Annotated in this window: 11 protein-coding genes; 5 read left to right on the forward strand and 6 right to left on the reverse strand. The window is 66.7% G+C overall.

The window, feature by feature from the left end; all coding sequences use genetic code 11:
* Positions 1-35 precede the first annotated feature (35 nt).
* From PCJ49_RS15565 to PCJ49_RS15575, 3 genes are all read left to right on the forward strand, one after another.
* Entirely contained in the window at positions 36-1,511 is a 1,476-nt protein-coding gene (locus PCJ49_RS15565) for a benzaldehyde dehydrogenase (protein ID WP_269911727.1), read from the forward strand.
* Between the two features lie 87 nt (positions 1,512-1,598).
* A complete protein-coding gene (locus PCJ49_RS15570; RefSeq protein WP_269911728.1) occupies positions 1,599-2,432 on the forward strand; it encodes a p-hydroxycinnamoyl CoA hydratase/lyase in 834 nt (277 codons plus the stop codon).
* Positions 2,433-2,590: 158 nt separating this feature from the next.
* Positions 2,591-4,702: an acetate--CoA ligase family protein gene (locus PCJ49_RS15575; RefSeq protein WP_269911729.1), complete on the forward strand. Its 2,112-nt coding sequence runs from the start codon at positions 2,591-2,593 to the stop codon at positions 4,700-4,702.
* 210 nt (positions 4,703-4,912) lie between these two features.
* Here the strand turns inward: PCJ49_RS15575 and PCJ49_RS15580 are convergent, their stop codons facing one another.
* Entirely contained in the window at positions 4,913-5,890 is a 978-nt protein-coding gene (locus PCJ49_RS15580) for a LysR substrate-binding domain-containing protein (RefSeq protein ID WP_089288185.1), read from the reverse strand.
* Between the two features lie 314 nt (positions 5,891-6,204).
* On the opposite strand from PCJ49_RS15580, the gene PCJ49_RS15585 reads away from it, so the two are divergent.
* Complete coding sequence (locus tag PCJ49_RS15585) at positions 6,205-6,942, forward strand: GntR family transcriptional regulator (protein ID WP_089288312.1); 738 nt, start codon at positions 6,205-6,207, stop codon at positions 6,940-6,942.
* A 24-nt stretch (positions 6,943-6,966) separates the two neighbouring features.
* On the opposite strand, the gene PCJ49_RS15590 is transcribed toward PCJ49_RS15585, so the two are convergent.
* The 5 genes from PCJ49_RS15590 to flgF all read right to left on the reverse strand — a co-directional run bounded on the left by PCJ49_RS15590 (position 6,967) and on the right by flgF (position 10,642).
* Complete coding sequence (locus PCJ49_RS15590; protein WP_269911730.1) at positions 6,967-7,407, reverse strand: hypothetical protein; 441 nt, start codon at positions 7,405-7,407, stop codon at positions 6,967-6,969.
* Between the two features lie 189 nt (positions 7,408-7,596).
* Entirely contained in the window at positions 7,597-8,340 is a 744-nt protein-coding gene (flgH, locus tag PCJ49_RS15595; RefSeq protein WP_269911731.1) for a flagellar basal body L-ring protein FlgH, read from the reverse strand.
* Between the two features lie 12 nt (positions 8,341-8,352).
* Positions 8,353-9,054: a flagellar basal body P-ring formation chaperone FlgA gene (gene flgA, locus PCJ49_RS15600; protein WP_269911732.1), complete on the reverse strand. Its 702-nt coding sequence runs from the start codon at positions 9,052-9,054 to the stop codon at positions 8,353-8,355.
* Positions 9,055-9,065: 11 nt separating this feature from the next.
* Positions 9,066-9,851 (reverse strand): flagellar basal-body rod protein FlgG, encoded by a 786-nt coding sequence (flgG, locus tag PCJ49_RS15605; RefSeq protein WP_089288181.1) that lies wholly within the window; start codon positions 9,849-9,851, stop codon positions 9,066-9,068.
* 38 nt (positions 9,852-9,889) lie between these two features.
* Positions 9,890-10,642, reverse strand: a complete 753-nt coding sequence (flgF, locus tag PCJ49_RS15610) for a flagellar basal-body rod protein FlgF (protein WP_269911733.1) — start codon at positions 10,640-10,642, stop codon at positions 9,890-9,892.
* Between the two features lie 161 nt (positions 10,643-10,803).
* On the opposite strand from flgF, the gene PCJ49_RS15615 reads away from it, so the two are divergent.
* Positions 10,804-13,074, forward strand: a complete 2,271-nt coding sequence (locus PCJ49_RS15615; protein ID WP_269911734.1) for a hypothetical protein — start codon at positions 10,804-10,806, stop codon at positions 13,072-13,074.
* Positions 13,075-13,126: the final 52 nt, after the last annotated feature.

Genomic DNA, 13,126 nt, shown 5'->3' on the forward strand with positions numbered 1-13,126 from the left:
CCGCCCCCCCCAAAAAGATAAGGACGGAGGAAACGGTGACGGACAAGGCGACTGAGACTTTCCTGGCCCCCCGGCGCTGGACGGGCAAACTGTTCCTGGGCGGCTGGAACGCCGGCACGGCGGGCACGCTGACAGTGACCGAGCCGGCGACCGGTGAGACGCTGGGCCAGTTGGGTGCCGCCACCCCCGCCGATGTGGCGGTGGCCGCACAGCGGGCGCATGAGGCGCAGAAGCGCTGGCAGGCCACGCCGGAGCGTACCAAGATTGCCATCCTGCTGCGGGTGGCCACCCTGCTGGGGGAACAGGCCGAGGAGATTATCGGCTGGATCATCCGGGAAACCGGTTCCATCCGGCCCAAGGCGGAACTGGAAATCAACGAGACGATCGCCATCTTCCATCAGGCGGCGGGGATGCTGGGGGAAAATCGCGGCCTGCTGCTGCCCTCCATCACCGGTCGGCAAAGCTATGCCAAGCGGGTGCCGCATGGGGTGGTGGGCGTGATTTCCCCCTTCAATGTGCCGCTGATCCTGGCCGCCCGTGCCGTGGCCCCGGCGCTGGCCACCGGCAATGCCGTGATCCTGAAGCCCGATCCGCGCACCTCTGTTTCCGGCGGCGTGGTGCTGGCCCGGTTGTTTGAGGAGGCGGGCCTGCCTGCCGATGTTTTCCACCTGCTGCCCGGTGGGGTGGATGTGGGCGAGGCCTTGGTGGAACATCCGCTGGTGCGGATGATCAGCTTCACCGGCTCCACCCGCGCCGGGCGTGCCATCGGGGAGGCCTGTGGCCGGCTGCTGAAGCGCGCCTCGCTGGAGCTGGGCGGTAAGAGCCCGCTGATCGTGCTGGAAGATGCGGATGTGGATCAAGCCGCCTCCAACGCCGCCATGGGGGCTTTCCTGCATCAGGGGCAGATCTGCATGGCGTCCGGCCGCATCCTGGTGCAGGAGCGGATTGCCGATGCCTTTGCCGCCCGGCTGGCGGAAAAGGCCAGCCACCTGCCGGTGGGCAATCCTGCCACCGATAATGTCGCCCTGGGTCCGCTGATCAGCGCCAGCCAGCGCGACCGGGTGCATGACATCGTGCAGGATGCCGTGGCCAAGGGGGCCAAGCTGGCCGCCGGCGGTAGTTTTGAGGGCCTGTTCTATCGCCCCACCGTGCTGTACGGCGTGAAGCCGGGGATGCGCGCCTATGGGGAGGAAGTGTTCGGCCCGGTGGCCAACATCATTCCGTTTGGCAGCGATGAAGAGGCGGTGAGCATCGCCAACGATACCGAATATGGCCTGTCGTCTGCCGTCTTCTCCCCCAATCTGGCCCGCGCCCTGGCCATTGGCGACAAGATCAATTCCGGCATCCTGCATATCAATGACCAGACGGTCAGCGACGAGATTTTCAATCCGTTCGGCGGGCGCGGTGCCTCTGGCAATGGTGGCAATACGGGCGGCCCGGCCAACTGGGATCTGTTCACCCAATGGCGCTGGGTGACGGTGGAGGATAAGCCTTCGCCTAAGCCGTTCTGAGCGGTCTAACGCGCGACCTTTCAAAACAATAAAGCCCGCCCCGACAGAAAAACAAATGGGGCGGGCGTCTGAGGAGAGTGAACGGAAATGGCAAGCTACGAGAATCGCTGGCAGACGGTGCGGGTGGATCTGGACGATCAGGGGATCGGCTGGCTCTATTTCAACCGCCCGGAAAAGCGCAACGCGATGAGCCCGACCCTGAACCGGGAAATGCTGGAAGCGCTGAACGATCTGGAACTGGATGAACAGGTGAAGGTGGTGGTGCTGACGGGCGAGGGTACGGCCTGGTCCGCCGGCATGGATTTGAAGGAATATTTCCGCGAAACCGACGGCAAGTCGGATGTGGTGCAGGAACGGGTGCGGCGCGATGCCTCCAACTGGCAATGGCGGGTGCTGCGCTTCTATGGCAAGCCCACCATCGCCATGGTCAATGGCTGGTGCTTCGGCGGCGCCTTCTCTCCCCTGGTGGCCTGCGATCTGGCGGTGGCGGCGGAAGATGCCGTGTTCGGCCTGTCAGAGATCAACTGGGGCATTCCGCCCGGCAATCTGGTCAGCAAGGCGTTGGCCGACACGGTGGGCCATCGCAAGGCCCTGGAATATGTGATGACCGGCGACACCTTCACCGGCCGGCAGGCGGCCGAGATGGGGCTGGTGAATTACGCCGTGCCAGCGGCGGAGCTGAAGGCGCGCACGGTGGAACTGGCCGCCAAGCTGCTGGACAAGAACCCGGTGATCCTGCGCGCCGCCAAGCATGGTTTCAAGCGCTGCCGCGAACTGACCTGGGAACAGAACGAGGATTACCTGTACGCCAAGGTGGACCAGTCCATCGGGCGCGACAAGGAAAAGGGCCGGGAAAAGGGCATGAGCCAGTTCCTGGATGAGAAGTCGATCAAGCCGGGGCTGCAGGCGTATCGGCGGTGAACGCCCCCTTTAAGGGCTAAACACTTGAAGCTGTTTGCTGCCTCCCCCGCTTCCGCGGGGGAAGCACAAAAGGGCGAGAGGCTCCTTTGCTCTCTGCTGACGCACTGCAAAACCAAAAACCGGGCGAACGCCCCCTTGTTCTTTGGAGGAACCCAGGCATGAACCCGTCACCTGCCTTTTCCGTGCAGCGGCTGCTGCGCCCCCGCTCCGTCGCCATTGTCGGGGTCTCGCCCAATCCGGGGGCGCTGGGCTCTGCGGTGCTGCGCAATCTAGAGCGTGCCGGCTTTGACGGCGCCATCCATCTGGTCAATCCCAAGCACGCGCAGATCAGCGGGCGCGCCTGTGTCGCCAGCGTGGATGATCTGCCCCAGGGCGTGGATTGCGTGGTGCTGGCCATTCCGCGCGCTGCCGTGCTGGAGGTGCTGGAAGCCTGCGGCAAGCGCGGTGTCGGCGGCGTCATCATCTTTTCCGCCGGCTTTGCCGAGGCGGGTGAACAGGGCCGCGCCGATCAGGCGCGCATCCGCGACATCGCCCGTGAATATGGCATGGTGGTGGAAGGGCCGAACTGCCTGGGGCTGGTGAATTATCTGGATGGGGCCTTCCTCACCTTCACCGATGTGCCGGCCATCCGGCTGGGCGACCGCAAGGGGGTGGCCATCGTCTCCCAGAGCGGGGCGATGGCGGCGGTGCTGTCGGTGGGGCTGCTGGCCCGCGATGTCGGGCTTTCCTACTACGTTTCCACCGGGAACGAGGCGGCCAGCGGGGTGGAGGATTATATCGACTATCTGCTGGATGACCCGCACGCCGACACCATCGCCCTGATCGTGGAACAGTTCCGCCAGCCCCGGCGCTTCCTGGATCTGGCCCGGCAGGCCCGCGCCAAGGGCAAGCGGCTGGTGCTGCTGCATCCCGGCCGCTCTGCCGCCGCGCGCGCCTCTGCCGAAACCCATACCGGGGCCATGGCCGGCGATTATGCCGTGATGTGCACCAAGGTGGCCCATGAAGGGGTGGTGATCGCCGATCGGCTGGAAAGCCTGCTGGATATCACCGAACTGCTGTATCGCTGCCCGCAACCGCCGGCCGGTGGCGTGATGGTGATGACCGAATCCGGGGCCTTCAAGGCCCTGACCCTGGATCTGTGCGAGGCGGAGGGGCTGGCCCTGCCCGCCCTGTCGGAAAAGACGGATAGCGGGTTGCGGCAAGTGCTGCCGGATTTCATCCCGCCCAGCAACCCGCTGGATTTGACAGCCCAGGCCCTGGTCGATCCCGGTCTTTATGACCGCACCCTGACCGTGCTGCTGGAGGATGAGCGGTACGATGCCATCGTCTTCGGCATCATCCTGACCGATCCCGGCACCTGCCACCTGAAATTCCCGCCCATCCTGGCGGCGTTGGAGCGGCTGAAGCCTTCCAAGCCGGTGATCTTCGCCGGGCTGGATGAAGGGGCGGATGTGCCGGTGGAGTATATAGCTGCCTTGCGCCGGCTGGGCGTGCCCTTCTTCCCCACCGCCGAACGCGCCCTGGTGGCGCTGGCCCGGCTGACGGCATCGGTGACGCAGGATCGGCGGGGCCGGGTGGTGCCGGACAAGGCCAGCGACAGTTTCGTCTTCGATACCGGCACCTTGCCGGAATACCGGTCCAAGGCGGTGCTGTCGGCGCTGGGCGTGCCGGTGCCCGATGGCATCATGGCGACATCGCTGGCCGAGGCGCAGCAGGCGGCGGAACGCATCGGCTATCCGGTGGTGCTGAAGGCCCAGGCGGCGGCCCTGTCGCACAAAAGCGATGTCGGCGGGGTGGTGCTGAACCTGGACGGGCCGCAGGCGCTGGCCGCCGGCTGGGCCCGGCTGACCGGGGCGCTGGCCCAGGCCCGGCCGGGCCTGGTGCTGGATGGGGTGCTGGTGGAAAAGATGGGGCCGCGCGGCACCGAACTGATCGTCGGGGCCCATAATGATCCCGAATGGGGGCCGGTGCTGCTGGTCGGGCTGGGCGGCGTGATGGCGGAGGCGCTGCACGATGTCCGCCTGCTGCCGCCCGACCTGTCACGCGACGCCATTGAGGCGGAATTGCTGCGGCTGAAAGGTGCAGCATTGCTGCGCGGCTTCCGGGGCGCGCCGCCGGTCGATTTGCCAGCGGTGGCCGATATCGTCACCAAGCTGGGGGCGCTGATGCTGGCCCATCCGGATGTGGCCGCGGTGGATATCAACCCCGTCGTCGCCTATCCGCAGGGCCAGGGGGCGCTGGCCCTGGACGCGCTGATCGTGGTGCGGTGAGGGGGCGTTTGCGCCCCCTCATTTCCGGTTGGTTTGATGCTTAACTCTCATTCCTCGGTGCCTCCCCCGCGAAAGCGGGGGTCCAGGGGGATCATCACGACGCTTTGTTCCCCTGGCCCCTGGACCCCCGCTTTCGCGGGGGAGGCAATGAAGGGTGTCCGCGCTTGATGTGGGATGAGCGAAAGCCGGGAGGCGGGAGCGCTCCCGCCCTCACGCCTCCACAATTGCCAGTTCGCGCAGTTCGGCCAACTGGTTGCGCAGGATGGGCAGGATCAGGCGGGCGGGGCCGGATTGCGGGGGATCGCGGGAAATGATGCCGCCGGAACGCCGTGTCCCCTGGGCCGGAAGGGCCAGCGGGCAGAACAGGCCCCGGCGGATTTCATCGGCCACCAGCATGGCCGGCACCGCCACCACGAAATCGGTGGTGCTGGCCAGTTCCCGCGCCAGGCTCATCGAACTGATGCGCAACTGGCGGGCGGGGTTCAGCCGGGCGGCCTGGATGGCGGATTGCACATCCTGTTCAATCCGTTGCGTCAGCGTTGGCAATACCAGCCCATAACGGGAAATGCTGTCCGGCGACAGGTCGCTTTCCGTCAGCAACGGATGCCCCTCACGCACGATGAAGGAGACGGCTTCGTGATACAGCACCGTGCGGATCAGCCCATCGGGCATGTCGGGCGGGTAAAGCCGGCCGATGATCAGGTCAATATCGCCGGCCCACAGCCGGGGCAGCAGCTCTTCCGTCCGGCCCTGCAGCACATTGACATTCAGGTCCGGTGCCCGGTCGCACAATTCGCGCAGCACGGCGGGCAGCAGGCCGGCCGCCGCCACCGGCAGGGCACCAACGGTGATCGACGCGCTGCGCGTATCGGCCAGCCGGCTCATATCATTCTGCAACCGCCGAATCTGGCCCAGCACGCCGCGCGCGGTTTCGCACAGCATGGATCCCATCGCCGTCGCCTGCACCCCGCGCGCATGGCGGGTGAACAGCTCCCCGCCCATCAGGCTTTCCACCTCATGCAGGGTGCGGGTCAAGGACGGCTGGCTGACATGCAGCGACCGGGCGGCACCCAGCAGGCTGCCATGCCGGTCGATGGCGTCGATGGCGCGCAAGTGCCTGATCTTCAAGCGTTGTTCCAGATAGTTCGGCGTGGGGCCGCCGCTGCCGCTTACCGGGGCCAGCATCATGATGCACCCCCGGGGCAGGTGCGGCCGAAACCCCTGGCAAAACCCGTCACCAGCACAGGCGAGATACCGATGCCATTGAGACCTGACGTCACCATCGCCTCCCGTAAGCGCATATTGTTATTTCTCAGAACTATATGGCTTTGGATCCAAACAGGTCAATACGTCCTGTTCGTATCGCTGAAAAATGCTGCTCTGGATCCAGTATGGATCCCGGATTCCGGTTTGCCGGGTTTTGTGAAGGGCGATATGATGCAACCGTTCAGCATCCGCCGGCCTGTCAGCGCCGGCGGTTTCCGTTTTTCCGGGGTTGTCGCATGACCAGCCTGACCGTTCCGCCCGTGCCGGCCGGCCCTGCCGCCTCGGCCAAGCAGTTGGCCACCGTGGTGTTGCGCATCCGGGAAATGATCCTGCGCGGGGAACTGGCGCCGGGGGAGCGGGTGCGGGAGACGGAGATTGCCGACCGTCTCAACCTGTCGCGCACGCCGGTGCGTCAGGCGCTGCCGGCCCTGGCCCAGGAAGGGCTGCTGGTGGCATCGGGCCGGCGCGGCTATGCCGTGCGCACCTTCACCGCACAGGAAACGGTGGAGGCGATAGAGCTGCGCGCGGTGATGGAGGGGCTGGCCGCCCGCACCCTGGCCGAGCGCGGCGCGCCGGAACTGTTGCTTTCAGCCCTGCGCGCCTGTCTGGCCCAGGGCGATGCCATCTTCGCCAAGCGCATGATCGAGGAAGAGGACGAGGCGCGCTATGGCGTGATGAATGACCGGTTCCACCGGCTGATCCTGGAAGGGGCGGGGCGGCCGCTGCTGGTCAGCTTTGCCCAGCGCTGCAATATCGTGCCCTTTGTGTCCCCGCTCAGCCTGGCATTCCAGCAGCGCGGCGGGGAGGGCATGTATAATATCCTGTTTTATGCCCACCAGCAGCATCACGCCATTGTCGACGCCATCGCCAGCCGCGATGGCGCGCGCGCGGAATTCCTGTTCCGCGAACATGCGCTGACCCAGAAGAACAGCATCGATCTGGACCTGACCTGGGCGGATTGGCGGCCGGCCTAAAGGGGGGTGGTGGATAACCCACGCTCAGGCCCGGCGGTTTTCCTGATGCACCAGCCGCACCAGTTCCACGCCGGTGACCTTGGGCCCCGCCACCTCCTGCGCCAGCCGCAGCAGATCGGCCTTGAAACGGGCGGGTTGGATGCCGCTGGGGGCCAGCTGGCCCTTGGCCCCCTGTTCATAAAGGCTGCTCAACAGCCGGTCGCGCACGGGGGGCAGGATGGTGTCCGGGCTGTTACCGGGGGCCAGTTCCAGGCGTAGCTCCGTGGCCAGGAAGGCCACCACCTTGCCATGCTGCCAGATCGGCACGATCAACGTGCCCAGATCGCCCATGGCCGGTTTGGCATCGCCGTCGGCGACCGTCACGGGGGCCTTCTCCGACGGGGCGGTGAAATAGCCGCCAGCAGCCCCGGCAACAAACAGGGACAGCCCGGCCAGGGCGGGAAGGGCAAGCTTTGGCAGGGGCATGGTTTGGCCTGTGGATGGGGGGTGTTTGTCTATTCCACCGTCACCCCGGCGCAGGCCGGGGTCCAGAATCACAGGCACTTTCCCCTGCGAAACTGGACCCCGGCCTGCGCCGGGGTGACGGGAGATGAGGCCGCGGCAGGTGGTGAAATCCCCTTGGCGCTGCCGGCGATTCTTCAAATGCGTTCGACCCTAAAACGGCAGCACCGCGTCCAGCACCTGCTGGCCGATGCGCGGCTGCTGCAGGTCGGTCAGTTGGCCGCGACCGCCATAGGCGATGCGGGCTTCGGCGATCTTTTCGTAACTGACGGTGTTGGTGGTGGTGATGTCCTGCGGGCGGATGACGCCGGCGATGCGCAGCTCACGCAATTCGTAATTCACCCGCATTTCCTGCCGCCCGGCAATCACCAGATTGCCATTGGGCAGCACGTTGGTGACGACGGCCGCCACCTGCAACGAGATATTTTCCTGCCGGTTCACCGCACCGGAGCCGCTGGAACTGCCGCTGGAATTCAGGTTCACCAGATTTTGCGGGTCCACCGCGTCGGGCAGCACGGATTTCAGCTTACTTTCCAGACCCAGGAAATTGGGCACGCCGGTCTTCTCGCTGCCGGCGCGCGACCGGGTGGTCTGGTTGCTGATTTTGGCCTGCTCGGCCATGTTCACCACCACGGTGACGATATCGCCCACCTTGGTGGCGCGCAGGTCACGCAGGAAGCCGCGCGCATCCGCCTCCCACAGCGATGCCGCTTGGCGCAGCTGGGTGGAACGCTGCGGCATCGGCATACTGACGCCGGTGGCTTCGGCCTGCTGGCCGGGATTTTCGATCGGCGTTATGCTGGGGGCCTTGCCCAGATGGTCCAGCCGATCGGCACAGCCGGCCAGCAGCAGCGGGCCCAGTAGCAGGATGGCCGCCTTTGTCTTCATGTGGGGCATCGGATTTGCTCCTTAATCGGCGGCGCTGACAGTGCCAGGACCGGTGACGGTGGCGGTGACGGTGCGGTTGCTGTCCAGATTCTGCACCCGCACCAGATCGCCCAGGCCGGCATCGGCCAGGGCGCGGCCGCGGGCCGTCACCAAAAGCGGGCCCTGGCGGAATTCCACCGTCACCGGCTTGTTGCGCTGGATGATCACCGGCTGGCTGATCGAACTGGCCTGCACCGGCCGTCCGGGGGACAGCAGGCGCTTGACCTCCATCCCCACCATGGATTGGGCGCTGGTCAGGGTGCGTCCGCTCACCTGATCGCTGCGCATGGGGATCAGGGTCAGGTCACCCGCTGCGATGACCTCACCGGCGCTGATGCGGCGGGTGGGGACGGGCACCAGGATTTCCATCCAAACCTCCCCATCCACGCGGAACCGCACCTCCTGTTCGCCCATTTTGCTGCGCAGCATGGCTGCAAAACGGCGGGTGGCGGGATCGAAATTCATCTGCTCCACCCCGGTGACCGGGCGGGTCACCGGGTCTTTCAGACGCAGGCGCAATTCCCCCTCCCCCAGCGCATCGCCATAGCGGGCCTGGATTTCCGCCAGCAGTAGGCGGGTGGCGCTGTCGGCCTGTTCGGTGCCGATGGCGGGCTGGGCCAGCACTGGGGCGACGGGGGCCGACAGCAGCAGAAGGGCCAGCAGGGTGGGGGCGATGCGCTTCATCCGGCCCCTCCTCAGCGCATCTGGGTCAGGGTGGTCAGCATCTGGTCGCCGGCTTCCACCGTGCGGCTGTTCATCTCATAAGCGCGCTGGGCCGAAATCAGGTTGGTGATTTCCGAGACGATGTTGACGTTGGAGGATTCGATATAGCCCTGGCGGATATTGGCGAAACCCTGCTGACCCGGAATGCCCAGAATCGGCACGCCCGAGGCCGGGGTTTCTAGGTAGAGATTGTTGCCGATCGATTCCAGCCCGGCTTCGTTGACGAACATGGCGACCTCAAACTGGCCGACATTCTCCGGATCCCTCTGTCCGTCAATATAGGCCAGCACTTCGCCATTCTTGTTGATGGTCACGCTTTTGGTGTTTTCCGGCACGGTGATGCCGGGGTTCACCTGATTGCCATCCATGGTGACGATGCTGCCCTCGGCGGAAAGCTGGAAATTGCCGGCGCGGGTATAGGCCGTCTCCCCCGATGGCAGGGTGACCAGGAAGAAACCGCGCCCGTCCAGCGCCACGTCATAGGTGTTTTCCGTCTGGCTCAACGTGCCTTGGGCGTGCAGGCGTGACACGGCGGCCGGCTTCACGCCCAGCCCCAACTGGATGCCGGCCGGCACGATCTGCCCCTGGTCCGACGCGCTGGAACCGGCGCGCAATTGGGACTGGTACATCAGATCCTGGAATTCGGCGCGGGAGCGTTTGAAGCCGACGGTATTGATATTGGCGATGTTGTTGGAGATCACCTCCACATTCATCTGCTGGGCCATCATGCCGCTGGCGGCGATATCGAGCGTGCGCATGGGTCGCTATCCTTTATGGGAAGGGGCGGGGCGGCCGGTCAGGCGGAGGCCGTCCCGCCCAGCTTGTCGATGGCGTTGCTCTGCCGCCGGTTTTCAGAGTCGGTCATATTGCTGGCCAGCGCATAGGCGCGGTTGATATCGATCAGCCGGACCATTTCCATGATCGGCTGCACGTTCGATCCTTCCAGCGCACCCTGCACGATGCTGGCCCCGACGGCGGGCAACGCCTCACCTTCGGCCTTCACCAGACCATTGCCATCACGCTGCAGCCCGGCCGGGTTGGGCAGGGTGAACAGGCCGATGCGGCCCAGCTCCACCGACTGGATCTGTTCCCCCTGGCCACCGACCATATAGGAGAGGGTGCCGTCGGCCCCGATGCTGATCGGGCCGACATCTTCCGGCACTTCCACCGTATTGCCATCGGCATCCAGCACATTATGGCCATCCACCGTCACCAGCATCCCCTCTTGCGAGCGCTGCAGGCGGCCGTCGCGGGTGTAGCGGACGCCGCCCGGCGTTTCCACCTGCAGCCAGGCATCGCCCCGGATCGCAATATCCAGCGGGTTGCTGGTCACCGATACCGTGCCTTCGCGCAGGTCGGTATAGGTGGCGCGGTCCACCACAAAGGCGGTGGGATCGCCCTGGCTGACACGGGTGACGTAATCGTCAAAGACCGGGCGTTCGGCGCGGTAGGCCGTGGTGTTCATGTTGGCGATATTGTTCGCCGTCACATCCAGCATCCGGCGCAGCGCCATCTGTTGCGACAGCGCGACATAGAGCGCGTTTTCCACGGGCGGACCAGCCTCCGGCAAGGGCCCGCCGGGCCGGTTTCTCCGGCAGGCGGGATGGGCGGTGCGGGATATGCTGCTTCGGCGCATCCCGGTTTTGAACGGGCTTTAATGTGCAGCGGCTAGGTTAAAGCCACGTTCAAGATGGCTTTGGGGCCTGTCCGATGAAAAAACGCACCGCCTGCCTGCTGGCCTGTCTGCCTGCGGTCGCTCTGCTGGCCCCCGTCGCATGGGCGGCAGTGCCGGTGGAATTGCGGGAAACGGCGGCCGGTACCGAACTGCTGATTGCCAGCGGCGACCGCCGCCCCGTCCGCTTCCAGCGCGGCCAATGCCATGTGGTGCTGGGCTTCGCGCTGGAGGAGGAGATGGATCTGGGCGCGGTGGCGCGCGGGGCGGGCCATATCAAGGGGGTGGGCCTGCTGGACCCGCACACCCTGACCGTGGCGACCGAATGCGGTAGCCGCATCGGTTACCGCCGCGAGGGCGATCACAGCATCCTGACCATTGCCGCCCCGCTGCTGCCGGGCCAGAAGCCGACCCCGCCGGAAAAGCCCGAAAAACAGCAGGCCAAGGCGGGGAAGGCAGAGAAAGCGGATAAGGCGGAGAAAAAAGCGGCGGCGGCTGTGCCGGCACCGCTGACAGAAGGCGCGCCGGCCCCTGCCGCGCCTCAGCCTTTGGCCCCCCATCATGCTGCCCGGGATGCCGAATTCGCCCGCAGCGCCATTGCCGAAGGCTTGAAGGAAGCCGCCAAACCGCCGGCGCCCGATCCGGCGGAAAAGGCGGCGGCGCTGATGGCCCCGCGTCCCAGCCAGACCGAATGGGGCACCGAAGGCCCGCTGCTGGACCTGGCCGCCTGGCGCCGCCAGCCCTTCCGCGCCGAACGCGACCGGCTGCGCCAGGCTGAGGCGGCGGGGGAGGCCGTTGCCCCCACGGCGCGGCGGGATATGCTGCGCTTCCTGCTGGCCTGGGGGCTGGCATCAGAGGTGCGGGCCGCCATCAATCCGCAAGGGATGACGGACGACGAACAGCCCTTGCTGGCCGTGGCCGCTGCGCTGGCCGATCCGCGCGATGCGGCGGCTGACTTTCTGTTGACGCCGGCGGCCTTGCGTGCCGCCGATGGCCCGCTCTGGGCGGCCACCCTGCTGCGTCGGCGGGGGGAGATGGCCGATGCGCTGCACTATCTGCCGCTGGCCAACCGCGCCCTGCCATCCCTGCCCGCCGATCTGGCCCGCCCCGTGGGGCTGGACCTGCTGTCGCTGGCGACGGGCCGGGGGCTGGATGGCATGGCGCGGGAAATCGCCCGCACGGTGGAGGCCACCAAACCGCAAGGGGCCGATCTGGCCCGGCTTTATTATGAGATCGGGCGGCTGCACGCCGCCAACAAGCGCGCCGCCCTGGCGCTGACCCAGTGGGACAAGGCGGCCGACCTGCCCGGCCCCCATGCCGCCCTGGCGGCCATGGCTGCTACGGAGCTACGGCTGGGCAATGGCGCCAGCGATGCGGCCAGCCTGGAACAGGTGCTGAAACGCGCTGTCCGCGACTGGCCGGGGGCAGAGGTGGAGATGCAGGCGCTGCGCCGGCTGGCCACGCTGGCGGGTGAGGCCGGCCGGGTGGCGGAGGGGTTGGAGTGGCTGCGCCTGTTGCGGCTGCGCTTCCCCGACCGCACGCCGGCTGAACGTGTGGCCGATGATGATCTGGCCGGCCGGCTGCTGCTGGCGCTGACCGGGACGGATTTCGCCAGCCAGCCGTTGCCGGAGCGGGTGGCGCTTTATGAACGCAACCGCGACCTGATCCCCGATGGCCCCGCCGGCTGGGCGGTACGCCGTCACCATGCCGGCAATCTGGCCGATGCCGGCATGACCACCGGGGCGGAACAGGAATTGTCGGCCCTGCTGGCCCTGGTGCCGGCAGAGGAGAAACTGCCGATCCGGCTGGATATGGCCCGGCTGCAGCTTGCCGGCGGCGATGCCGGCGCCACCCTTGCCACCTTGGACGAGTTGGGCGACAAGCTGGGCAAGCAGGCCCCGCAGGCCGCCTTGCTGCGCGCCCAAGCCCTGTTGCTGACCGGCGACCTGAATGGCGCGCTGGAACAGGTGGCCGATCAGGGCGATGCGGCCAGCCTGCGGGCGCGGGCCAGTGCGCTCTGGCGTCAACAGCGCTGGGCCGACGTGGCCCGCACCCTGCAGGCCCTGGAAAAGCGCGACAGCCTGAGCGGGGAGGAGGCCACCAAGCTGGCCCTGTCCGGCATCCTGTCCGGTGACCGCGATCTGGCCAGCCGCACCCTGGAGCGCCATGGCGCGCAACTGGGCAAGCGCCCCTGGCTGGCCGGGCTGACCACGCTGGCCAAGCCGGTACCGGGGGAAGAGGCCGGCGATGCCGACCTGCGCGCCCTGGTAGAGGATGCCCGGGTGCTGGGCGGCATTGTCCGGCGGTAGGTGATGTTTCGTTTTCCGCAATCGCCGGCGCCGTTCCCGGTGAGCCGGAAAC

Source organism: Niveispirillum sp. BGYR6, from assembly GCF_027568365.1.
GTDB lineage: Bacteria > Pseudomonadota > Alphaproteobacteria > Azospirillales > Azospirillaceae > Niveispirillum.